This is a genomic window from Streptomyces sp. NPDC053665 (genome assembly GCF_055585285.1).
The window spans coordinates 426,426-449,101 of the sequence record NZ_JBVJKK010000002.1 but is presented as its reverse complement, the minus strand read 5'-3'; the positions used below and the strand labels follow the sequence as shown (position 1 = coordinate 449,101).

Here is a 22,676-nt window from a genome sequence, read left to right as displayed (position 1 = left end):
CGCCAGCGTACGGGGGCGTCAGACCAGGGCCCGCCCGAGGGCGCGGACCAGGCCGTCGGCGTCGTCGGCGTGGAAGCGGACGACCCGCACCTCGCGGCGGCGGCCCAGGAAGGTGACGTGGGTGACCGGCTCGGTCAGTTCGAGCGTGACGGTGGTCTGCGCGCCGACCTCCACGTCGAGCTCGCCCTCGGCCCGCTCGTGCGTCATCCGCAGCTCCCGCCGTACCGAGGCGATCCGCTCCAGCGGCACCTCCAGGTCGACGTGGACGTACCGCCGGATCCGCAGCGCGCCGCCGTCGGCGTCCAGCACGTGCGGGCGCACCACGGACGAGGCGTGCAGGGCGACGACCAGCACGATCGTGTACACGTCCAGGAAGAGGACCACCGCGTGCACGGTCGGCCAGTCCTCCAGCAGCACGGACATCGCCACCGTCTCGACCAGGCACACGAAAGCGAACCCGGCCATCATGGCGCCCTGCCCGCCCGCGTACCCGAAGCTCTGCACGCCGGCCGCGCCCTGCCTGCGCCGGGCCGCCCACAGCACCAGGCTCCACAGCAACCGCAGCTCGTGCCCGGCCAGCCGCCGCACGGTCCTCACCGCAGCTCCTCGCCGAGCAGCCGCATGGTGCGGCGGACGGCCTCCGCCTGCGCCGGGGCGAGGTCGGCGTAGAGCGCGCGCACCACGCCGTCGTTCTCGTCGACCTCCCCGGCCTGCGGGAACAGGCCGGGCGGGATGCAGCCGGCCAGCGCCCGGGCCGCCTCCTCGACCCGCGGGTCGTCCGGCTCGACGCCGGCGAGCGCGTCGAGCAGCGCGTACGCGGCCGCCACCCGCTGCACCGCCTCCGGCGCGCCGAAGGCCTCCCCGATCGACGCGACCATCCGCTCCCGGTCCCCGGCCGGCATGGCGGTCTCCAGGAACGCGATGATCTCGCGGTCCTTGGCGGCCATCGGCGAGTGCTCGGACAGATGCGCCGTCCCGGCGAACAGCGCCGCCAGCTCCGGTGAGACCGGCCCCTCGGCGGGCAGCCCGTCCTCCGCCTCCAGCAGCGCCCTCAGCCGCGCCCGCCGCCCGCGGATCTCCTCCTCCTGCCGCGCCAGGTCCTCGTCCAGTTCGGTGAGCACCTCGACGAGGTCCTTGCCCTCCTCGTCGGCCAGTACGTCCCGCACCTCGGCGAGCCCCAGCCCCAGCTCCGTCAGCCGCCGGATCCGCGCCAGCACGACGGCGTGCCGCAGGGTGTACTCCCGGTACCCGTTGGCCCGCCGCTCGGGCTCGGGCAGCAGCCCGAGATGGTGGTAGTGCCGCACGGCCCGCGTGGTCACGCCGACGACCCGGGCGAGTTCTCCGATCCGCATGCCACCAGTGAAAACGCTGACGCCACGGCAAGGTCAAGCGGCGGGTCCCCGGCCTTCTGACGGGGACGGCGGGCGTGTGCCACGATCGAGGGAACGGTTCCCGATCTCACGGGCGGGTGGTTCGGCGATGTCCCAGTCTGGCGAGCGACAGAAGGAGGGGCGTGACATGACTGCCATGGCCCACGAGCCGCTCTCGCAGGAAGACGTCCTGCTGGAGGGCTTCCTCGCCCTGGACACACCGGAGGGTTTCCGGGCCGAACTGATCGAGGGGGAGATCGTTGTGACGCCGCCGCCGGACGGGGATCACGAGAAGTGCATCAGCCGGATCGTGAGGCAGGTCATCAGGCACTCGCGGACCGACATGGACTTCTCCGGCAACAAGGGGCTGAAGCTCACAAGCGGGGGTGCCTGCCCGAAGAACCACCTGGTACCGGACGCCACCTTCGCTCCCCTCGACCGCGACCTGTTCGGCGGATCCGGCTCATGGATGCCCTGCGACGGCATCGCCCTGGTCCTGGAGGTGACCTCCACCAAACCGCAGGCCGACCGCGAGGCCAAGCGCCGCTGCTACGCCCGCGCGGGCATCCCGCTGTATCTGCTCGTCGACCGCGACACCGCGCAGGTCACCGTGTTCAGCGAGCCCAAGGACGACGACTACCGCGAGCACTGCGCCCGCCCCTTCGGCAAGACCGTCACCCTGCCCGACCCCTTCGCCTTCGACCTGGACACCGCCGACCTCCTCTGATCCCCTGGAGGCGGGGGGTACGACATGGGGACACCGCGGGAGCAGGCCAGCTGGACCAGGGCGCGGCTGGGGCGGGGCGGGCCGGCGCTCGATCTGCTCACCGCCTGCTTCGACCGGCACGTCTACGCGCCCCACGCCCACGACGAGTTCACGATCGGCGTCACCGTCGGCGGGTCCGAGATCATCGCCTACCGCGGCGGGCACATCCACTCCTACCCCGGCTCGATCGTCGTGCTGGAGCCGGGCGAGATGCACACCGGCGGCCCTGCCGCGTGCGACGGCTACGCCTACCAGGCCCTCTACGCCGGGACCGCCCTGCTCCGCGACGGCACGCTCGGCGGGCTGCCGCACTTCCGCGACCCCGTCCTGCACGACCCGGAACTGGCCGCCGCCCTGCGCACCGCGCACACCGACATCAGCGCCTGCCCCGACCCCCTGGAAGCCGAGTCCCGCCTGCCCTGGCTGCTCACCGCCCTGGCCCGCCGCCACTCCACCGCCCGCGCGGCGGACGACACCGTGCCCGGGGCCGCCGCCCTCGCCCGGACCGTCCGCGACCGCCTCGCCGACGAGCTGCTGGACCCGCCGTCCCTGGCCGCCCTCGCCACCGACCTGGGCCTGTCCCGCTACCAGCTCCTGCGTGCCTTCCGCACGACCGTGGGCGTCCCGCCGTACGCCTGGCTCGCGCAGCACCGCGTGGCCCGGGCCCGGAGCCTGCTGGAGGCCGGCCTGCGCCCGGCCGAGGCCGCCGCGCTCGTGGGCTTCGCCGACCAGGCGCACCTCACCCGCTGGTTCCGCCGGGTGCTGGGCGTGACCCCGGCGGCGTACCGCAACAGCGTTCAAGACGCGGTCCGGTGACGCGGCCGAGAATCACCGCATGACTGCACGCGGCTGGTTCCTGTTCTCCCTGATGGGAGTGGTCTGGGGCATTCCCTATCTGATGATCAAGGTGGCGGTGGACGACCTGTCCCCGTCCGTGGTGGTGTTCGCGCGGTGTGCGCTCGGCGCCGCGCTGCTGCTCCCGTTCGCGCTGCGCCAGGGCGGACTCGGCCGGACCGTCCGGACGCACTGGAAGCCGATGCTGGCCTTCGCCGTCATCGAGATCATCGGCCCCTGGTGGACCCTGACCGACGCCGAACGCCACTTGTCCAGCTCCACCGCGGGGCTCCTCATCGCGGGCGTGCCGATCGTCGCGATCCTCCTCGCCCGCTTCTTCGGCGCGGGGGAGCGGGTGGGGGCCCGCCGTGTCGCGGGGCTGGCCCTCGGTCTCGCGGGCGTCACCGTCCTCACCCTGCCGCACCTCACCGGGGGCGACGCCCGCTCCCTGGCCGAGATGCTGGTGACGGTCGTCGGCTACGCCACCGCCCCGCTGATCGCCGCCCGGCACCTCAAGGACGTGCCGACGCTGCAACTTATCACGCCCTGCCTGACGCTGGCGGCCGTCGTCTACGCCCCGGCCGCCTTCCTCACCCGCCCCGACGCCATGCCCTCCGGCGAGGTCCTGGCGGCGCTGGCCGGGCTGGGTGCCGTCTGCACGGCGGTGGCGTTCGTGGCGTTCCTGGAGCTGATCAAGGAGATCGGCCCGACCCGGGCCGGGGTGATCACGTACGTCAACCCGGCGGTGGCGGTGGCTGCGGGCGCGCTCCTGCTGGGCGAGGAGCTGACCCTGGGCATCGGTGTCGCGTTCACGCTGATCCTGGCGGGTTCGGTCCTGGCCACGGCCGCGGCACCGAAGCGGGACGCACCCCGGGTACCATGGTCGACACGGCAGACGAGCCGGGCGGACGGCCGCGTGGAGTCCCCGTGAGGGGGCTTCCCGAGGAACGTCCGGGCTCCACAGGGCAGGGTGGTGGCTAACGGCCACCCGGGGTGACCCGCGGGACAGTGCCACAGAAAGCAGACCGCCGGGGATCTCGGTCCTCGGTAAGGGTGAAACGGTGGTGTAAGAGACCACCAGTGCCTGAGGTGACTCAGGCAGCTAGGTAAACCCCACCCGGAGCAAGGTCAAGAGGAGACACCTCGGTGTCTCTGCGCGGACGATCGAGGGCTGCCCGCCCGAGTCCGCGGGTAGACCGCACGAGGCCGGCGGCAACGCCGGCCCTAGATGGATGGCCGTCGCCCCGGGCTCCGCGAGGAATCCGGGGAACAGAACCCGGCGTACAGCCCGACTCGTCTGCCGCCAACGGTCCATAACCAGGGAATACTCCTGGCAAGACCCTTTCCCCGGATCAGAGGCTTAGCCGCTCCGATCCGTACCGGCCCAAACCGGACCTCATGGCCACGAAGGTAGCCAATCACGGGGCCCACTGTGGGCACTCCTCCCGAGCGCTGGATGCGATGATCTCCGTGCGCGACAGCCCGGTTTGGCGGAAGACGAGACACCTGGGAGACGTACCCAGGGGTGGGTGGGAAAGTGATGGAGCCAGCCGGGGTAGCGAGAACCAGGGGCGTGTAAGCCGGATGCTGGAACTGGCGCGTTATCATCCCCCTGAGGCTGGCTCGGTGTGGTGGCAGGTAGTTCGGGGGAGTGGATGACGTTCGTAGAGCCAAGACGATTAGATTTTCCGTCTTCGGGGCGATCGCCGCGACTGGCGATTCTGCGCCCTGACAAAGACCTACTGCGTCTGCTTGAAGCCGACCAGACTAAGGAAAGGTCCTACTCCCAACCTTGCCGTGACTGGCCCGAGGTCAAGTCACACCTCGCGATCCTGCTAGCTCCCGCCGATCAGGAGGGGGACGAAGATGGCGGGGAGCAAGCGGAGCGGATCTGGGGGCTGGGTATCGTGCGCCCTGCTCATGAGACCGACCGAGACCGGAAGGTCGTCGTCGCCCGTGCGAGACGTCTTCGAGGCCTGGTGCCTGCCTCAGGGCTCTGGTGCGCCGGCAGCGAGCGAGACACCGCCCTCTCCAAGTCGTTACCGGCAAGCGGTCCTGTCACGGTCGGCGCAGACACTGTGTTCGCCAATCTCCTGCGGATCTCTCCTGATGTCGAGGCCGAAGTCCAGAGGTTGATGCCTCTGCTCGACGATGCCGAAGGCTGGAGCGAGCGGGAACTCCGCTGGCGTGATGAGCGTGACGCTCTTATGCTCTTCGCCAAAGTAGCGGGATTGGGCCGAAGCGACTTCTCGGAGGTACGCCTCTGGGACAGGACGGCCGCCCGGGCTTCGTTTATCAGCGGACTTGCCGGGACCGAAGTCCAATTGAAGCTCGACGACGTCCGCGGGCACACCGCGACAAGGTTCAGCGGCATAGGTGAAACCGTCGTCGAAGCGTTCGTGAGTCGCCGAGGCAACCGAAGCTATGACTTCGAGGCCACGTCGATAACCCATCAGTCGGTCGTGGACGGCCGGGAGGGTTCCCTCGACGCCTACTACTACCATGTCGACACTCGGACGCTCGTCGCGCTGCGCTATGTGCGTCCGGGTCCGAACGGGCTCTTCTCGCCTGAGATCTGGCACAGTCTGCATGAGTTTCACAGCCATGTTCACCGCCTGCCGAGACGCGACCAGCGGAGCGCCGACGCTTACAGTTTGCTGGACGAGCCTCTCTTTCTCCGCATTCATGAGCCGGAGCCCTTCACCGCCGCTCTGCACCGGACAAGTTCCGGTGCGATCTATCCCTATGACCAGGTCGCCGCAGCGTTCTCTGCCGCCGCGTCCAAACCCGGTCTCCCGGGCCCTCCCGTAGGCGCGCTCGCTCGCCACCTGGTACCGACCCACTTCGCCCAACTGGTGCGCGACGGTTGGCTCGGCGCAGGAGGGGTGCCCTTCGAAGCGGCCTTGGACTGGGTCGAGGCCACGATCGACACGGCTGGTGTTGCTTTGGTGGTCGTGGACTTCAGCCTCCGGCAGCGTGGCAACGGCTCAGGGATCAGGACGCGGCCGTAGGCCGGCAACAAGACACCACCAGTGGGAAGGCAACCATCCATGGCCATCTCGGGGGCGGACACACCTCGCCAGGTCACGCAGGTGCGCGAGCAACTGCACGAGACGTTCGACGGGGTGATAGATGTCAGCGACATCGCCCACTTCCGAGGGGGCAACTACGAACAGCGCTTCCTCTCCCGAGCACTCGCAGCCCTTGCGGTACGACGCGTGGCCCAGTGCACCGTGGCCGAAGCGGCCCGGTTCGTCACGGACGGCATCGCGGACCAGGGATTGGATGCCATCGCCCCCTTGCCGGAGAGCGGGCAGGCTCTGCTCGTCCAGGCGAAGTGGAGCGACAAGGGCTCAGCGACCTTCGACGTGGATGCCGCCAAGGCGATGGTGGACGGCCTGAACCGCATCGAGAACGAGCTGTACGACCAGTTCAACCAGCGTGCCGGCGCCCTCGCGCTGGAAGCCAGGCCGTTCATCATCAACAAAAGGGCCACCCTGCTCATCGCGCTGATGGGCACGGCGGAGCCTTCTCCGCCAGCGCTCGAGGTTCTCAACAACGCTCTCGACGAGTTCAACAAGCATGGTGCCCGCTTGAGCGTCGAGGTGCTGTACGCCGCAGATTTCCATGACCAGATCCATGCGGATCTCCGGCCGGAGCCGATCTGCCTGGACGTCCGCCTTGACGACTGGTACCAGCAGAAGGGGCCGCTCGACGCCTATCAGGGCACGGTTTCCGCCGAGAGCGTTGCCGAGTGGTACGAGACGCACGGTACCGGCCTGTTCGAGCAGAATCTCCGGGCCCCCCTCGGGACGACCGTCACCAATGCGGAGATCGGTCAGACCCTTACGTCCGATCCCACCAAGTTCTGGCACCTGAACAACGGCATCACCATGATCTGCGACTCGCTCACGGCGAAGCACGACAGCGCCAAGGCACCGCAGAGCAGGCCGACCACTCTCACCGTGAGTGGAGCGAGCATCGTCAACGGCGCTCAGACGGTACGGGCTGTCGCCAGAGCCATGCACGACGACGGTGAGGCTGCGGCCAACGCCACTCTGAGCATCAAGGTCATCAACACGCATGAAGACCGAGAATTCGGCATCCAGGTCTCGCAGGCGGCGAACCGGCAGAACGCCATCGAGCAGCGCGATCACATCGCACTCGAGCCTGTGCACCAGGCGATCAAGGCCAACCTGCGCGCCGAACTGCGCAAGCAGTACGTGATCAAGCGGGGCGAGCCGGTCGCCGCCCCCGAGACCGGTTGCTCACTGGACGAACTCGCTCTCGCTTTGGCGTGCCTGCACCCGGATGCCCAACAGGCCGCCCGGGCCGCTAGTTCGACGGAGAACCTCTGGGAGCAGGGCCCCAAGGGCAGCCACACCCTGTTGTTCAAACGAGAGCCCTCGCCACAAAAGGTGTGGCGCTCCGTGCTCACGCTGCGCGCGGCACGGAGCGCGGTCTACGAACTGGGCAGTGGGCAGAATAGTCGCGAGGCCGCTACCACCGAGCACGGTGGTTTTCTCGTCACCCACCTGCTCTTTCAGCATCTCGGCGCCACCAGTATCGATGACCCCGATTTCGACTGGGAGAGCGAGGTGCTGGAGAAGATTCCCGCCCTCGTACCAGACCTGGTGCGACGGCTGACGCACCAGATCGTCACTCGTTACGGGCCGCGTCCCCAGATCAGGACCGCTTTCCAGAGCGTGGATATGTGTCGGGATCTCGCGAAGCATGTCCTCGCTGACCTGGCCGATGGCGTCGCCATTCCCGCACCTCCCGCGAAGGAGCGCAAGCCGCGTCGCCCGAACACCGTGCCGCTCCTGGTCGACCGCCGTGCCATGAAGGACGGATCGCCCCTTCGGTACGTGGCTCAGACCGAGCCCGAACGTGACGCCATGGAAGAGTGGCTTGCCGCAGACGAAAGCCGACGCCAGGCGACCTGGGTCAATCACCGGACGAAGCCCATTCTCTGGGCGCACGACGAGCAGCAGTACTCGCCGTCCGGGCTGGTGTCGAAGATGTGGGCGGACGCCGACTGGGACGAGCGACCCGTGGCCAACCAGGGAACGGCTCGCTGGTTCCAGTCGGATGGCCTGAGCCTGTGGAATCTGGCTCAGCGCATCCACGGCGAAGAGGCCGAGGACGAGGCCTGACGGCGCGTGCACCGCACCGGCAGGACGTCAGTAAGGGAGTGGGCCCTCCGGGTCGCGCAGTCGGGCCAGGAGATCGGCGATCTCGCGGGTCTCCTCATGGTCCTCGCCGAGGAGGACGCACATGTCCTCGTGGAGGGCGTCGAGGACCCCCTCTGCCTCGGTGCGGCGCCCCCCTGAGAAGAGGAGCACGCCGATACTGCGCCGTAGGTCGAGAGCGGTTTCGGAGGCGTCCCCGGCCGCGTCGGACACGACTTCCAGAACCTCCTGGAATTCCCGTAGGGCGACGGTGGCCTGACCTAGGTTGGCCCGGCAGTGGGCGGCGTGCCGACGGCACTCCAGCGTGCTTTCATCGCCCGGTCCCGCCGTGCGGGCGTAGACGGCGGCCAGGGCGTCGAACTCCGGCAAGGCACGCCGGAAGTCCTCGCCGGCCATGAGGACCGCCGCGCGCTGCCTCCGAAGGCCGAGCACACGGGAGTTGTGTGCGCCGAGGGCGGTGGCCGCTGTGGCGATCACTGCCTTGAGGACGTCCGCGGCCTGGGCGAACCGTCCGCTCTCGGCGAGGTCCGCAGACCGGGCGTAGGCGTCCCTGATCGCGTCCCGCAGCGCGGTGTCGCCGCGCGCCGGGACCGGTACGGGGGCCACCGGCCCGAGCGAGGGCGCGGGCGGCGTGGTCCGTCGCAGGGGTGCGTTCGGCTGTCGGTAGACCACCGTCGGGTCGGGAAGTTCGGAAGGGGAGTCGCCATGGGTGAGGGCCGCGGGATCGGCTGCCGATCCCGGTCGCGGCAGGTGCGGCGACAGGCGCTCGTACACCGCGTACGCGTCGACGGGACGCTGCTCCGGCACCTTCGCCAGCAGGTCCAGGGCCAGCGCCTCAAGGTCCTCCGGCACCTCGGGCCGCAGGGTGCGCAACGGCTTCGGCGGCACGTTCATGTGTTGGTGCAGAAGCTGGTACTCGTTGTCGCCGCTGAACACCGGCTCTCCGGCGAGGAGTTCGTGCAGCACGCAGCCGAGCGCGTAGAGGTCGCTCAGCGGGGTGATCTGCGCGCAGTCGATCTGCTCGGGCGGCATATAACGGCTGGTACCGATCCGGCTGCCCGTAGCCGTGAGCCGGGTGACATCCGTGCGCAGCAGTTTCGCGATGCCGAAATCCAGCACCTTGACCGTGCCGTCAGCGGCGATCAGGACGTTGTCCGGCTTCAGATCGCGGTGCACGACCGGGATGGCGTGCGCGTACGACAGGACTGTGCAGATCTGCGCCACGATCGACGCGGCCCAGCTCACCGGGAGTAGCGCCGTCGCGCCGTCCCCCGAGCCCGTGAGCACCCTGCGCAGGGAGATCCCGCGAACGTACTCCATCACCAGGTACAGCCGGTCGTACGACGCCTCGTCCAGCACCGCGTCGAACACCTGCGGCACTCCGTGATGCCCGATCCGAGCGGTGACGCGCGCCTCGCGTTCGAAGCGGCGGGCGAACTCTTCCGCCTGTGCCGGCGATGCGACGACGTCGGGCCGGATGAGCTTGACCGCGATCTCTCGGTCGAGAACGGCGTCGTAGCCGCGCCAGACCGTGCCCATACCGCCGGATTCGATCTCCTCGATCAGCTCATAGCGGCCCTGCTCGCCGATTCTCCGTGCCTGCGCCACGCGTCGCGCCCCCGTCGTCCTGATGCCACGTCAGTCGATCGCTGTACACGGTACCTATCGGCGCGGCGTGTGGCAGGGGTTACAACAGGTGGTCGGCCTTTCCGGCCTTGATGTCGGTGATGAGGGTGCGCAGGGCTTCAAGGGAGTCGGTGAGGTATCGGTCCTCTTGGCCGTTGACGGCTATGTAACCGTTGCCGTCGGCGTCGGTGCCGAGGCGGAAGCAGGAGCTGCCTTCGGCGCAGTACGGGGCTTCCCAGGTGATGTCAGCCATCTTGTCTCCTCCTCATAGCTGTTGGGCGATGTGGCGGATGAAGTCGTGGGACTGCTCTGGCGGCAGAGCCAGACTTTCCAACAGATCGAGTTGCGCCCGGTATTTCGCCAGCTGACTTTCGGCGTGGAGAAAGGTGGGCCCGTGGGAGCTGTCAACCTGCACCGTATCGAGCTGCGGTACGGGCCCTTCGATGTGGACGACCGTCTGTCCTGCACCAGGGAAGGCGCCGTGCGAAAAGGGGAGGACGAGCACGGTGACGTTGTCCCGCTCGGAGACCTCCAGCAGGTACTCCAACTGGGCACGGGCCACGTCCGTACCGCCGAACTGCATCCGGAGTGCGGCTTCGTGGATGACAGCGACGTACGGGACCGCCCTGTTGCCGGTGATCACCTGCTGGCGTTCCGCACGCAGCGCGAGTCGCAGAGCAACTTCGTGCTCGGGCAGTGCAGGAACCGCAGCCCGGAAGATGGCCATCGCCTGTTCCGATGTCTGGAGCATACCTGGCACATGCACGGTGTTGGCCCCGCGCATGCGCACGGCGTTGCTCTCCGCTTCGGCGATGTCCAGCAAGCCTTGGGGCAGGATGCCTCGGTAACGCTCCCACCATCCCGTACTCGCCTGAGCCATCTCGACCAGCGCCTCGATGTACGTCTCATCGGTCACGTCGCAGTTGCAGGCCAGTGTTCGCAGGCGGTCGGCGCTGATGCCCCGGACTCCGGACTCGATGTTGGAGATCTTGCCTCGGTCCACGCCCAGTAGGCCTGCCGCGAACTCTGCGGACACGCCTGCCGCAGTACGGATACGTCGCAGCTCACTTCCCAGACGCTTCTGCCGTTCTGTGGGGGTCGTCCTCGGGGGCATGGGTTCCCTTCCATACGGCGGACGTCGCTCGGTCGCACTCGGAAGCCATCTCACCCTGCTGTGGTGAATTCTCTTGAGCGCGTGGCAAATTTACCACCCATTGCTCTACTGTCAGTGGCGCGTAAGTTACACACCGCAATGCCGGAAGCGCACCGCGCGAGCATGCCCGTCTGCCCTGGGTCGGGTGTGCCCGCGACCAGGGCGGTAGGCCACCGGCGACCCCAACCCCCGCACAGAGTCGCGGAGTTCGCCATGCCCGAAATCCCTCTCGTCCCTGCCCACTGGCGCTTCCCCGCCCATCCCGCCTCCGTACGCCGAGCCCGGCACGCCGTCACCGAATCGCTGCCGGACGTCCTCCGCCCACACCTCGGCGACGACCTGGGCCTGTTGACCTCGGAGCTGCTCACCAACGCCATCCGTCACGGTGCCTGCGGGGAGGACGGGGACCTCGTCGAACTCGTTCTGTGGCCGGCCGATGGACACTACTGGCTGGCCGTCTCCGACCCAGGTACCGGCAAACCCGTTCCGGCCCACCCGGGCCCTGGCTGCGAGAACGGTCGGGGCCTGATCCTCGTCGAGAGCCTCGCCACCGCCTGGACCGTCCGTCCCCGCCCCACGCGCGGAACGTCCGTGATCGCGGGGCTCTCGTTCCACCAGGGAGGTTGACCAGGGGAAGTGGCCGGCAAGGAGGGGCCGGAGGGCCGGGCGGGTCAGGCCGCGTCGTCGTCGATGTTCTCTTCCCGGCGGATCATTCGCCAGGCCGCCCGGCGCGCACTCTGGTTGAGCGACTGCTTGAAGCTGTCGTCGTGGCTGAAGTACTGCCGTCCCATGTCGGCGATGGTGTCGATGTGTTCGGCCATCTTGTCCTCGAAGACCTCGTCGAAGACGAGCCCGAAGTTCTCCTCGTCGTTGACGGCGGCGGCGCGGACCTTCGGGTCGGCCTTCGCCTCAGAGAACGGCGTGATCACGTCCTGATCGGTGAAGTCGGTGCCGAACTTGTCGTTGAACTTCTCGATCAGCTCCGACAGCAGCGACTTCTCCTGCTCCTTGGCACCGCCTCCGCCTTCACCGAAGCCGCGCAGCTCCGCGGCTCCCTCGGCGGTCAGCGCGAGGTCGTGCTGGCCGGTCCTCTGGATGCGCAGGTGGCTGAGGTCGACATCTCCTATGTCCACGCCGCCGTCTCCGCGTCGCGGCAGGCGGTTGAGCAGGTGGCGGCCGTAGAGGTAGAGGCATTCGAGGTCAGCATCGCGGTAGGGCACGATCTGCGAGAGGAAGCCGTACTTCCGCACGTAGTCGTTGAGATCCGCGCGGAACTGTTCGGCGGCCTCGGCGGCTTCCTCGTCGGGATCGCCGGCCTCGTCCTTGCGGTTTAGCAATTCGGTGAACCGTTTGACGGCGGGGTCCAGATGCCGGTACAGCTCCGCGTGGAGCTTTTCCCAGCGGGCGGCCGAGCCTGCTGCCTTCTCCTCGGCTGCCAGATAGGCGTCCGCGAACTCCCGCATCTCCTCCTCGACGAGGATGTCGGCCCGCATTACCTGGCTCTGCGCGGTGTAAAGGAGATTGGGGTCGGAGGGAAGGGTGTTCGCCTCCTCGAAGTACGGGCGGAAGGACTCCTTGATGTCCTCGGCGTCGTTGACGAAGTCCAGTACGGCCAGGTCCGCCTGCGACTTGCGGTCGGCGGTGCGGTTCAGACGGGAGAGGGTCTGGACGGCGCTGATGCCCGCGAGCTTCTTGTTCACGTACATCGTGGTGAGCAGCGGCTGGTCGAAGCCGGTCTGGTACTTCTCGGCGACGACCAGGATGCGGTACTCGCGCTGAGTCGCCGTCCCGCCCGTGCGCACGGCCTTGTCGTCCTTGCGCGTGTACGCGAACGCCTTCGGCAGCGCGGACTCGGCGAGGCCGCCGTTCTCCTTCGGCTCGGTGGTCTCCTCGCCGTCATACGTCAGGCTACCGGAGAACGCGACAAGGACGCCGGGGTCGGCGTACGCGTTGTCGCCGATGTACTTCCTGATGGCACGGGCCATTTGTACGGCGCTGTGCCGGGAGGCCGTCACCACCATGGCCTTGGCACGCCCGCCGAGTCGGCCGGCGGTGTGCGTGCGGAAGTGCTCAACGATTACCTGCGCCTGTTGCGCCACGGTGGAGTCGTGCGTGAGCGCGTACCTGGCGAGCAGCGGATTCGCCTTGGATGGATCCACCTCGCGCTCGGCCGGGTTCTTGTTCACCAGCTTCCAGTACGTGTCGTACGTGACGTAGGTGCGCAGGGGATCGAGGATGAAGCCTTCCTCGATGGCCTGGCGCATCGAGTACGTGTGGAAGGGGACGTACGCAGGCTTGCCGTTGACGGTGTCCAGGGTGCCGAAGAGTTCGAGCGTCTTGGCCTTGGGCGTCGCCGTGAACGCGAAGTAGGAGAGGTTGGAGGCCTTGCTGCGTTGAGTGGCCTTGCGAATGAGCTTGGCGTCGGTGGTGGTAGTCGCCGCTTCCACCTCGGTTGCCCCGGCGTCGTCGGAGTCCGAGTCCAGGCCGAGGTCACGCAGCGCCGCGCGTACGGCTGTGGCCGCGTCACCGGACTGCGACGAGTGCGCCTCGTCGACGATGATCGCGAAGTTGTGACCCTGGATCTCGGTGGGGTTGCGGCGCAGGTAGTCGATGAGGGCGGGGAAGGTATGCAGCGTGACGGTGATGATCTTGCCGGTCTCGCGGGACAGTGCCTTGGCGAGCTGGTCGGACTTCGCGCCGTGCTTCTCGTCGATCTTCACGACCAGACCGGCCGTCTTCTCGAAACTGCCGACGGTCTCGCGCAGTTGGGCGTCGAGATTGCGGCGGTCGGTGATGATCACGACCTTGTCGAAGACGGGCGCACCGGGCTTGAGTCCGGCGGCCAGGGCGTCGGGGTCGATCTCGTTGGGGTTGGTGGGGGTGTGCAGCGACGATAGGCGGTGCGCCAGCCACCCGATGGTGTTCGACTTGCCCGAGCCGGCGGACGCCATGCCGAGGTAGTTGTGACCGGCGCCGTGGCGGGCCGCGTGGTCGGCGAGCTTCTTGACGATGTCCCACTGGTGGTAGCGCGGGAAGATCAGCTTCTTCCGCGTCCGCCCGTCTGGGCCCTTCTCCTTGCTGAGATGCACGAACCGCTCGATCAGATCCAGCCAGGTGTCCCGCTCCCAGATCTGTTCCCAGAGGTACGAGGTCGCGTACGTCCCGGGGACGGTGGGCGCAGGATTGCCGGCACCGCCCGGCTTCCCCGGCCCCTCCGAGCCCGTGTTGAACGGTAGGAACCGCGTCAGCTTGCCGCGCAGTTCGGGCGCGACGTAGACGACGTCCGTGTCCACGGCGAAGTTCGCGATGACGCGGCGCGCGAAGATCAGCTCAGTGGGGTCCCGCTTGATTCGGTACTGCTCCTTGGCGTGCTCCGCCCCCTGCCGTGTGAGGGCGTTTTTCAACTCGGCGGTCGCCAGCGGGATTCCGTTGAGGAACAGAGTGAGGTCCAGCTCGTTGCCCTTGTCAGCTTGCTTCGCCGCGTACTGCAACTCCTTGACGAAGGTCAGCCGGTTCGCCCGATAGTCGTCCAGGACGGCGTCCGCCGCGACGAGCGACGGCCTGAAATAGGCGAGCCTGATCAGGATGCCGTGGTCCTTCACACCCTTGCGGAGGACGTCCAGCACGCCGTCGGTTCCGATCGCCTGATCCACGCGCTTGGCGAACCCGGCCTGGGCGACGTTGGGATCCCCGCCGTAGAGAGCAATCAGCTCGGCCCAGTCGTCGGCCTGGGTTTTGCCGATGAAATGGAAGAGCTGGGCTGTGTCCAGGCCGAGTTGGGGGCGGTAGTCCTGTCGGTTTCCTTCAAACCAACCGCGCTTGAGCAAGGCGGCGACTATTGCGTTTCCAAAGGCTGCTTCGTCGTGGACGGGCATGAGCGGTATTCCCCCCGCTTTCGGTGATCAGATGAGTGATGTCGCGGCAAGACTTGTCGATCGCGAATGAGTTGGCGCTGGCAAGGTCGAGATCCAACCAACGGCGGTACGCACCCGTCCCACCGTTTGGTGGGTCAGCCAGCCCTTGCAGTCGCGTAACGTGTAGCGGTGGACTATGTAGCTTCTACCCGAACGCGTGGTGAACGGCAGCGGTCGGTGAGGAGCGGCGGGGCTATGGTGCGATCATTCCTCGATCCCTCGTCCGCTAGCGGTAGACACGTCGATTTGACCGGTGACGGCGGCGGTGATTAGGGCTTGGCGGCGCTCGGCGAGCAGAGCGGAGTGTCGTGCAACTCGAGAGCGGAGCGCCTCGTGCGTGCCCAGTACTCGGCTGGCGGAAGCAGCAAGGGAGGTCTGTTCTGCCGAGTCGGGGGTGGGCACCAGAAGGCGTTTCAGATCCCAAATATTGATGCCCTTGATTGTCGCCCCCGTGACTCGCTGCTGAATCTGATGAACCACTGCAGGTGACTCCAAAATGAGGCGTAGCCAATCGGGGGAAACTCCAGGGGCAGCTGAAATTCGAGCAGTATCTTGTGTCAGGTTCGCGCCAGTCAACTCGTTCGGCACAACAGCGATCTCACCGACACTTCCTCGGATGGCGATAACAATATCGCCGCCCTTAACGCGAGAGCGAGCATAACCCGCCTCAATCTCCCGAGTGGTGCGATTCAGGGTTTGCAACGACAGTCGGTTGGCCGCTACGTCGCCTCCCTTGATGATGGGAACACCTTCTGTCACGTTGGGGCCAGGCAAGACGATGCCGTACATGATCCGTCGAAATTGATCTGTTAGGTATGTCAGTGGTGTCCACTTCCAGCCATTTCGGAGGCTGTCACCGGGCTTCTCTGCGCCTGGGTGAAGCATTTTCGCCAGTACGGCCTGCTCCCTTTCGCGGACGGCCCTATCGAACTGCGCCAAGGATGAACGCAGCCTGTCCATGCGAGCGGTCTCGGTGTCGAGGAAGTCGGCGATGCGCCGCTGTTCCTCCTCTGGTGGTAGTGGGATAGGTAGGCGATTGATGTCCCATTGGAATAGATGCGGAACTCCCATTCCGCCTTTAAGCATGTTGATGGTTGCCTGTGTCACCCGGCTGGCTAGGACATACCGAAGATAGGATGGATCAATCCCGGTCGATCGGATGACGGCAATCGATCCGTTCACGGTCGCCGGGCGAGGGAGGTCCCGAACGATATTGACGATTCCCAGAGTGTTACCGTCTTTGGCAAGCAACACATCTCCTGGCTTCAGCTGAAGTTCTGGAGATTCTTCGTAACGGAACTCGGAAATGTAGTTTACGTTGGAAAAGTCAATATCCCGCCCCTTGATGTTGGGGGTCGAAAGGAACGCGTATCCGTCTGGCTGGTACTCGGCTGCCGTGAGAGCCTTCCAGCCAATTCGTGCGTTGACCGTAGCGACCCGATCCACCCGAGTTCTGCCCCATCCTGCAGGCAGCGAAGGAAGTGTGATGGTCATTCCGTCACCTCTCCAAGCAGGGCCTGGATCTCGGTCTCCAGAGACTTCAACTCCGCGTCGATCTCCGCCAACGGTCGCGGCGGCTTGTACACGTAGAAATGCCGCGTGAACGGGATCTCATAGCCGATCTTCGTCTTGGTGTGGTCGATCCATGCGTCCGGGACGTGCGGCAGGACCTCCCGCCGAAGGTGCTCCTCCACGTTCTCCTTCAGTGGCACGTTCTCGTAGTCCCTCAGCTCTGGGTCCGGTTCCGGTTCGCCCTTGATGCGCTGGACCTCACCCTTTAGGTCACGGACGCCGACCGCTTCGCGCAGCGCCTTGCTGAACGGCGCACCCGTCGGCCACAGCAGGCCGGCCGCGACGATCGCGTCCTTCAGGTCGATCCATGCGTCGGATTTCGCCGTCCAGGACTTGCCGACCAGCGGGCGCAGCGCCTCCGCGAAGGCCTCGGCGTCCGTGGCCCTTGCAATCGGCTTGGACGCGGTGATCGCCGCCAGCGTCTCCTCCGTCACCTCGAAGCGGAGCTTCAACGGCCGTTCGACGGTGATCCGGCGATACCCGAAGTCCTCGTTGCGGAAGACCTTGATCTTCCCGGCCTGGTCGGCCAGGTCGTGGCCGCCGCCCTTTTCCGCCGCGTCGACGACCGCCAGCGCCTCCGTGTAGAGCCTGGTGATCTCGGAGATGTGCTGCTCGCCCAGTTCCTTGCGCTTGTCGCCGAGCGACTTCCGCATTTTGCGCCAGTAGTCACGCGCGTCCAGCAGGACGACCTTGCCGCGCCGGTCCCTGGCCTTGCGGTTGCTCAGCACCCAGAAGTACGTGGAGATGCCGGTGTTGTAGAAGAGCTGGTCGGGCAGGGCGACGATGCCCTCCAACCAGTCGTTCTCCAGGATCCACTGCCGGATCTTGGACTCACCTGACTCCGCTGCCCCCGTGAACAGCGGGGAGCCGTTGAAGACGATGGCGATTCGGCTGCCGCCCGCCCCCGACGCGTCCACCGGCTTCATCTTCGAGATCATGTGCTGGAGGAAGAGCAGCGACCCGTCGTTGATGCGTGGCAGGCCGGCGCCGAACCGCCCGCTGACGCCGAGGTGTTCGTGCTCGTACTCGACCGCGTCCTTGACCTTCTTCCACTCCACGCCGAACGGCGGGTTGGCCAGCAGGTAGTCGAAGGTGGCGCCGGCGTGGCCGTCGTCGCTGAAGGAGTTGCCGAACTTGATGTTCTCCGGGTCCTGACCCTTGATCATCATGTCCGACCGGCAGATGGCCCAGGACTCCGGGTTGAGTTCCTGGCCGAAGACCTTGACCGTGGCGTCCCGGTTGTGAGCGGTGATGTGCTCCTCGGCCGCGCTGAGCATGCCGCCGGTCCCGCAGGCTGGATCCATGACCGTGCGGACGGTGCCCGGCAGGGCCAGCGCGTCACTGTCCGGCGCGATGAGAAGGTTGACCATCAGCCGGATGACTTCCCGAGGCGTGAAGTGCTCACCGGCCGTCTCGTTGGACTGCTCGGCGAAGCGCCGGATCAGCTCCTCGAAGACGTATCCCATCTGGTGATTGGTCACGATCTCGATCGGCTTGCCGTGCTCGTCGAGCACGACATTGCCTTCCGCGTCCCTCTTCACCGGCCGCAGGTCGAGGTCGGCGAATCGTCCGACCACCTGGTACAGCAGGTCCGCCGCGGCCAGCCGCTTGATCTGCTGGGCGAAGTCGTACCGCTCCAGGACTTCCCGGGCGTTGGGGGAGAAGGCGCCGTAGTACTCGTTGAGGTACTTCGCCGCGTGGGAGGCGTCGCCCGCGATGGCCTTCAGCGTGTAGGTGCTGGTGTTGTAGAAGCTGTGGCCGGACGCCTTGCGCAGGAAGCGGTCGGGGTTGATGTCCTGGTTCTCGTAGCGGGCGGCGACCTCCAGGACCTTGTCCTTGGTCGGGGCGAGGACGCACTCCAGGCGCCGCAGCACGGTGAACGGCAGGATCACCTTGCCGTAGTCGGACTGCTTGTAGTCGCCGCGCAGGAGGTCGGCGACCGACCACGCGTGGTTGGCCAGTTCCGTGTGCTTACTGCTGTTCAACGCTGTCCTTCCGGAGTTTCGCCGTCCCCAGGGACGGAGAGGTCAAGTCTGGCCGTTCGCGGCGCCGGGCCGCAGGTTTCACGCCGATCTGTGACCGCGCGGCAACAGCGCGCCGCCGGTGAGTCCGGTGCTGAGGAGACGTTTGACGTCCTCGGCGGCCCGGTCGGCCCGGCGCGCGGCGGCACGCAGTTCGTGCAGGCTGCGGAACGCGGCGCCGTAACGCTGCTGCTCCGCGAGCGGGAGCAGGGGAACGCGTAGTCGCCGAGGGTCCACCCGGATGATGGATGTGCCGGTGGCCGCGGCGTTGACGTTCTGCTCTGCCGCGAGGAACCCGGCGAGGAACCACGGGTCGAGCCGACGCTGATCCGCGCGGAACAGCAGCAGATGGGGTCCGAGGAAGCAGCCCGTCTCGCCCGGCTCGGCGACCCGGGCCACAGCCGTGCGTCCCACGCCGAGGAGTTCTGTGAGAAGCACGTCACTTGCCTGGACCAAGGGGAGGGCGATGCCGGCGGGCAGGTCCGCTTCCGTACCGGAGGCGGGCCGATTCTCGAAGACATCGGCAGCCGTGAGCGCCGGTCGTGCGCCGGATTCCGCTTCGGGCCGGGGCTGCGGTGGGCCGCTACGGGTCCGGCGGCCCGGGGACGCGGTGTGGAGCAGACTGAGTGCGCCGCCGCGCAGAAGGTCCGAAACCGTTGCTGTGCGCCAGTCGCGGGGCCGGTCACCGGCTGGCGGCCACTCACCGTCCGCGCTGAGGCCGACCAGGTCTGTCGCCGTTCGCCTGAGTTGGCCGTACAGCTCCGATGCCTGCCGAGTCAGCAGGGCGGGGCGCAGTGCTTGTTGGGAAGCCGTCCGGATGTGGCGGGCCGGGGTCAGGTCCACGGCTTCGTCCAGGAGGTCGGTGACCGGCATGGCGGCGGCGATGCCCGGGGCTCCGGTGAAGCCGTCCTGGTCGGCGAGGTAGGGTCGCCACGCCGAGAGCACGGTGCCGTCGATGGTGGCCCAGTCCAGATCCCGGTTCTCAGAAGCGGCCGCGTCGACGAGCAGGATCGTCCCCGGGACTTCAGCCTGCGGATCGGGCCGTTCGAGCACCCACAGGTGCAGGCCGATGTGGAGAGGGGTGGCCGCGCCCTGGGGAAGCGAGACGACCGCGCGGAGGGCTCCGTCCCGTACGAGCTGAGCCCGGATGCGCCGGCCGGCGGTGCGCTCCGCGACGGCGGGCGGCATGAGCAGTACGGCACGGCCCCCAGGCGCGAGATGGGCCAGGCAGTGCTGGACCCAGGCGAGTTCGGGCTCGCCCTTGGGAGGCACGCCGTAGGCCCAGCGCTGGTCGTAGGCCAGATCATCGTGTCCCCAATCACGGACCCCGTACGGGGGATTGCACAGGACGGCGTCCGCGGTGAGGCCCTTGAAGGCGTCGGAGCGCAGGCTGTCTCCCGTACGTACGGTGATGGCCGTCTCGGGGGCGCTCAGCCGGAGCCGCACGGCGGCCTGGGCGGCCTGGGCGGCCAGGATGTCCTGGCCGTGCAGTTCGGTCGCCCCTGCGGATGCCGCCGCGGCGAGCAACGATCCGGTGCCGCACGCGGGGTCGAGAACGCTCACGGGGAAAGCGCCCGTGCTGTCGGTCAGGAGCCGGGCCATGAGGTCGGCCAGGGGGCGCGGCGTGAGGTAGGTGCCGGTGCCCCCCGTGTCTTCCAGCAGGCGTTCTGCCAGGACATCCGTCGCAGCCTCGGCGCCGTCCGTGACGACGCACTGCAGCAAGGCCCTCAGCGGCCCCACCGCCTCGGGGGCGTATACGGCGGCGTTGTCGGTTCCCGGAAAGCCCTTGGTCCCGCCGTCCGCAGCTGACCGGACCCATCGCAGCAGTGCGTCGTCACGCAGTTCGGGAAGGGCTTCGCGTTCTCCCCGGTCCAGCCGGGCAGCCGCGAGCACCACAGGGAGCAGGTGCAGGGCCAGTTCGGCGTCGCCGGCGTGGGTGCGCAGTGCGGTGCGAAGCCGGTCCGCGGGTGTGTCCTCGGGGAGTTGGCCACGGGTCGAGAGCCACGCGCGCACGGCGTCGAGGTCGTAGGTGGGGCTGGTGTCCGTGCCTCCCGCAGGGGCCGGAAAGTCCGGGTGCCGACGACGCCAGTTGCTCACCGTGGCGCGGGTGACTCCGGCCAGCCGGGAGATGTCGGCGGCGGTCACGAAGGCACTGGCCTGCTGATTCATGGGCTCCTGCCGGGTGACGTGGGGACGGGCATGCTGGACGGCTTCACTCTATACCGACATCTAACTGATGTGAACCGTTTGACAGTGCTTTCAGTTGTCGTTCTACTGGTTGTGCTTTCACTTGGCTTCCCGGCTTTCCCGGGTCTCCCGGGCTGCCCCCTGCTCACAAACGTCGAATGGAGCGGCACCATGGCCACCAGCACCTCCGGCACGTCGAAGCGCACCCTGTACCGGCTCACGGGTGTCGCTCCCACGGTCGACGCGATGTTCGACGTCCTCGACCCTGATCGGCTCGAAGCCGTTGACGCGGAACTGCACGTCCCGGAGGAGCGGTTGGGCGTTCCGGCGCTGCTGGTCACCGGCAGCTTCGAGCAGCCCGTCGCAAGCTGGTGCGGCGAGATCAATCGCACGACCGGGTGCGAGGTGTCGCGGCCGGTGAACCGGTCCGCTGGACTGCTGATGCTCGTGGTCGACGGCGAGGTGTATGCCATTGGGTACGACCAGGGCTTCCGTCTGGTGCCCGATCGGGTGAAGGACCGGCGGTTCGGGCTGAGTTTCGTGATTCGCAGGGTGGACCCCGCCCAGATCCGGGACATGGTCTCCCACAGGCCGGGCGGTGGCCGGACCGACATCACCCTCGTGCCCGGCGGCGCTCCGGTCTGGAGCCTGGGTGTCCAGGAGCACGCGCAGATCGTGCGGCGGCTGGGCGGTCGGCTGGACGGGATCCAGTTGACGATCGCGCAGAACGACCGTACGAAGATCTCCAGCGTCGAGGGCGGTACCGGGCTGCGGATGCACCTCGGTATCGACGCAGCGGACCTGGTAGCCGACATCCGGGCCATCGCCCGTGTCATCCGGGACGAGGCCCCGGCTCCGGAACTGGAGTTCGTCGAGCACATCGTCCCGGTCAAGGACGCCGACCTCGTCACGCGGCTGGAGGAGCGGCTCGATGACATGCTGGGCCAGGTATCGGACGGACGTATCGCGGTCGCCGTCCCGTCCGATCGCTGGGACGACTACGGCGCCGCCCAGGCGTTCGCCATCAAGGTGCACAGCCCGGAGGCGCGCCTCACCGATGACTTCAGTCTGGAGTACGTCCTCAACCGGGCCCGCGTGCAGAGGGCGGGAACGCGCTTCGCCGCGCTCCGGGACGGCACCGTCACCCTCTACGCGCACACCCGGGCGGAGAAGGGTGACGTCATCTGGACCTCGAGCGTGCTGCGGTGGATCGAGGCGGAGGTGGCGCTCGGTGCCCGCCGGTTCTTCCTGCTGGACGGCCAGTGGTACGAGATCGGTGAGGCGTACCTGGAGGCGATCCGTTCGCAGGTGGAGCGGCTCATCACCGACACGCCCTCGGTCGACCTTCCGGCCTGGGTGCTTGGGGACAAGGAGCGGGACTACAACGAGTCGGTGCCCGACCTGCGGCCCGGGTACGTCTGCTTCGACCGTGACAACGTCCGGACCGCGCTGCACCGGGGCAACGGCGTGGAGATCTGCGACCTGCTGAGCCCGGACGACGTCCTTGTCATGGTGAAGCGGGCCAAGGGGTCCGACGCGCTGAGTCATCTGTTCGGTCAGGCCGTGGTCGCCGTGCAGACCCTGCTGCACTCGCCGGAGGCCGTGGACGGGTTCGCTCGGAAGGTGGCCGCGGCCCGGCCCGGCCGGGCCTTGCCGGACGGCTTCCGGCCGTCGAAGGTCGTATTCGCGATCCTGCTGAAGAGCGGAACCGACCTCACCGCCGACACTCTGTTCCCTTTCTCCCAGGTCACTCTCGTGCAGACGGCCAAGATGCTTGAGGCGTGGGGCGTGGCCGTCGAGGTCATCGGGATCCAGGCCGCGGCGGTGCCTCCGAGCCGGGCGGGATTCCGCCACCTGGCCGCGTAGGGGGCCCATCGAGCCTCGAGCTTGCCGAAGTGCGGCGTGATGTCGTTTGCGGCCAACGGGGAAAGTGACGCGGGCGTGCTGAGGCTCCACTGCCATTTTGCGACGGGACGCAGGTTGCTCGATGCTCTCCACGTCCCGCCCGCGCACTTCCTTTGCACAGGGGGTGGAGAGGACG

General features: G+C 67.6%; 15 protein-coding genes, 1 other RNA gene and 1 pseudogene. 8 read left to right on the top strand and 9 right to left on the bottom strand.

Translation table 11 applies throughout. The features are described 5' to 3' along the window. Window positions 1-18 precede the first annotated feature (18 nt). Both ACZ6ZN_RS09565 and ACZ6ZN_RS09560 read right to left on the bottom strand, forming a co-directional pair. Entirely contained in the window at window positions 19-597 is a 579-nt protein-coding gene (locus ACZ6ZN_RS09565) for a hypothetical protein (protein ID WP_451876484.1), read from the bottom strand. Next, complete coding sequence (locus tag ACZ6ZN_RS09560) at window positions 594-1,352, bottom strand: MerR family transcriptional regulator (RefSeq protein WP_469644655.1); 759 nt, start codon at window positions 1,350-1,352, stop codon at window positions 594-596. Before ACZ6ZN_RS09560 ends, ACZ6ZN_RS09565 begins: the two co-directional genes overlap by 4 nt. A gap of 166 nt (window positions 1,353-1,518) precedes the next feature. Here ACZ6ZN_RS09560 and ACZ6ZN_RS09555 point away from each other — a divergent pair, with 166 nt between their 5' ends. The 6 genes and pseudogenes from ACZ6ZN_RS09555 to ACZ6ZN_RS09530 all read left to right on the top strand — a co-directional run bounded on the left by ACZ6ZN_RS09555 (window position 1,519) and on the right by ACZ6ZN_RS09530 (window position 8,126). Further along, a complete protein-coding gene (locus ACZ6ZN_RS09555) occupies window positions 1,519-2,097 on the top strand; it encodes a Uma2 family endonuclease (protein WP_451876482.1) in 579 nt (192 codons plus the stop codon). A 24-nt stretch (window positions 2,098-2,121) separates the two neighbouring features. Continuing rightward, the gene (locus ACZ6ZN_RS09550; RefSeq protein ID WP_469644651.1) at window positions 2,122-2,952 is read left to right on the top strand and encodes an AraC family transcriptional regulator; all 831 of its coding nucleotides are present in this window, start codon (window positions 2,122-2,124) and stop codon (window positions 2,950-2,952) included. Window positions 2,953-2,971: 19 nt separating this feature from the next. Next, window positions 2,972-3,751, top strand: a pseudogene (locus tag ACZ6ZN_RS09545) (DMT family transporter); the annotation flags it as partial. A gap of 115 nt (window positions 3,752-3,866) precedes the next feature. After that, window positions 3,867-4,270: RNase P RNA component class A (gene rnpB / locus ACZ6ZN_RS09540), an RNA gene on the top strand. 778 nt (window positions 4,271-5,048) lie between these two features. Beyond that, window positions 5,049-5,981, top strand: a complete 933-nt coding sequence (locus ACZ6ZN_RS09535) for a hypothetical protein (RefSeq protein ID WP_469644648.1) — start codon at window positions 5,049-5,051, stop codon at window positions 5,979-5,981. 39 nt (window positions 5,982-6,020) lie between these two features. Continuing rightward, window positions 6,021-8,126 (top strand): AIPR family protein, encoded by a 2,106-nt coding sequence (locus tag ACZ6ZN_RS09530; RefSeq protein WP_469644645.1) that lies wholly within the window; start codon window positions 6,021-6,023, stop codon window positions 8,124-8,126. Between the two features lie 27 nt (window positions 8,127-8,153). Here ACZ6ZN_RS09530 and ACZ6ZN_RS09525 read toward each other — a convergent pair whose 3' ends face one another. The 3 genes from ACZ6ZN_RS09525 to ACZ6ZN_RS09515 form a co-directional block, all read right to left on the bottom strand. Further along, entirely contained in the window at window positions 8,154-9,770 is a 1,617-nt protein-coding gene (locus ACZ6ZN_RS09525; protein WP_469644642.1) for a serine/threonine-protein kinase, read from the bottom strand. Window positions 9,771-9,849: 79 nt separating this feature from the next. Further along, window positions 9,850-10,041 (bottom strand): hypothetical protein, encoded by a 192-nt coding sequence (locus ACZ6ZN_RS09520; RefSeq protein WP_376323417.1) that lies wholly within the window; start codon window positions 10,039-10,041, stop codon window positions 9,850-9,852. 12 nt (window positions 10,042-10,053) lie between these two features. Continuing rightward, window positions 10,054-10,902, bottom strand: a complete 849-nt coding sequence (locus tag ACZ6ZN_RS09515) for a helix-turn-helix domain-containing protein (RefSeq protein ID WP_376323419.1) — start codon at window positions 10,900-10,902, stop codon at window positions 10,054-10,056. A gap of 252 nt (window positions 10,903-11,154) precedes the next feature. On the opposite strand from ACZ6ZN_RS09515, the gene ACZ6ZN_RS09510 reads away from it, so the two are divergent. After that, the gene (locus ACZ6ZN_RS09510; protein WP_376323421.1) at window positions 11,155-11,568 is read left to right on the top strand and encodes an ATP-binding protein; all 414 of its coding nucleotides are present in this window, start codon (window positions 11,155-11,157) and stop codon (window positions 11,566-11,568) included. Window positions 11,569-11,612: 44 nt separating this feature from the next. On the opposite strand, the gene ACZ6ZN_RS09505 is transcribed toward ACZ6ZN_RS09510, so the two are convergent. The 4 genes from ACZ6ZN_RS09505 to ACZ6ZN_RS09490 form a co-directional block, all read right to left on the bottom strand. Beyond that, window positions 11,613-14,816, bottom strand: coding sequence for a type I restriction endonuclease subunit R (locus ACZ6ZN_RS09505; protein WP_469644637.1), 3,204 nt, complete (start codon window positions 14,814-14,816; stop codon window positions 11,613-11,615). Window positions 14,817-15,059: 243 nt separating this feature from the next. Further along, window positions 15,060-16,349 (bottom strand): restriction endonuclease subunit S, encoded by a 1,290-nt coding sequence (locus tag ACZ6ZN_RS09500; RefSeq protein ID WP_376323425.1) that lies wholly within the window; start codon window positions 16,347-16,349, stop codon window positions 15,060-15,062. Next, window positions 16,346-18,412 (bottom strand): type I restriction-modification system subunit M, encoded by a 2,067-nt coding sequence (locus tag ACZ6ZN_RS09495; RefSeq protein ID WP_376323427.1) that lies wholly within the window; start codon window positions 18,410-18,412, stop codon window positions 16,346-16,348. Before ACZ6ZN_RS09495 ends, ACZ6ZN_RS09500 begins: the two co-directional genes overlap by 4 nt. Before the next feature lie 78 nt (window positions 18,413-18,490). Further along, entirely contained in the window at window positions 18,491-20,617 is a 2,127-nt protein-coding gene (locus ACZ6ZN_RS09490) for an N-6 DNA methylase (protein ID WP_469644632.1), read from the bottom strand. 30 nt (window positions 20,618-20,647) lie between these two features. On the opposite strand from ACZ6ZN_RS09490, the gene ACZ6ZN_RS09485 reads away from it, so the two are divergent. Continuing rightward, window positions 20,648-22,501 carry a TIGR04141 family sporadically distributed protein gene (locus ACZ6ZN_RS09485; protein ID WP_469644628.1) on the top strand — a complete coding sequence of 618 codons (1,854 nt, stop codon included), beginning with the start codon at window positions 20,648-20,650 and terminating at the stop codon, window positions 22,499-22,501. Window positions 22,502-22,676 lie beyond the last annotated feature (175 nt).

Bases quoted from the DNA above. Each gene is read 5' to 3' on its own strand.
- ACZ6ZN_RS09560 (WP_469644655.1), bottom strand. From the start codon at position 1,352: ATGCGGATCGGAGAACTCGCCCGGGTCGTCGGCGTGACCACGCGGGCC.
- ACZ6ZN_RS09555 (WP_451876482.1), top strand. From the start codon at position 1,519: ATGACTGCCATGGCCCACGAGCCGCTCTCGCAGGAAGACGTCCTGCTG.
- ACZ6ZN_RS09550 (WP_469644651.1), top strand. From the start codon at position 2,122: ATGGGGACACCGCGGGAGCAGGCCAGCTGGACCAGGGCGCGGCTGGGG.
- ACZ6ZN_RS09530 (WP_469644645.1), top strand. From the start codon at position 6,021: ATGGCCATCTCGGGGGCGGACACACCTCGCCAGGTCACGCAGGTGCGC.
- ACZ6ZN_RS09520 (WP_376323417.1), bottom strand. From the start codon at position 10,041: ATGGCTGACATCACCTGGGAAGCCCCGTACTGCGCCGAAGGCAGCTCC.
- ACZ6ZN_RS09515 (WP_376323419.1), bottom strand. From the start codon at position 10,902: ATGCCCCCGAGGACGACCCCCACAGAACGGCAGAAGCGTCTGGGAAGT.
- ACZ6ZN_RS09510 (WP_376323421.1), top strand. From the start codon at position 11,155: ATGCCCGAAATCCCTCTCGTCCCTGCCCACTGGCGCTTCCCCGCCCAT.
- ACZ6ZN_RS09505 (WP_469644637.1), bottom strand. From the start codon at position 14,816: ATGCCCGTCCACGACGAAGCAGCCTTTGGAAACGCAATAGTCGCCGCC.
- ACZ6ZN_RS09500 (WP_376323425.1), bottom strand. From the start codon at position 16,349: ATGACCATCACACTTCCTTCGCTGCCTGCAGGATGGGGCAGAACTCGG.
- ACZ6ZN_RS09490 (WP_469644632.1), bottom strand. From the start codon at position 20,617: ATGAATCAGCAGGCCAGTGCCTTCGTGACCGCCGCCGACATCTCCCGG.
- ACZ6ZN_RS09485 (WP_469644628.1), top strand. From the start codon at position 20,648: ATGCTGGACGGCTTCACTCTATACCGACATCTAACTGATGTGAACCGT.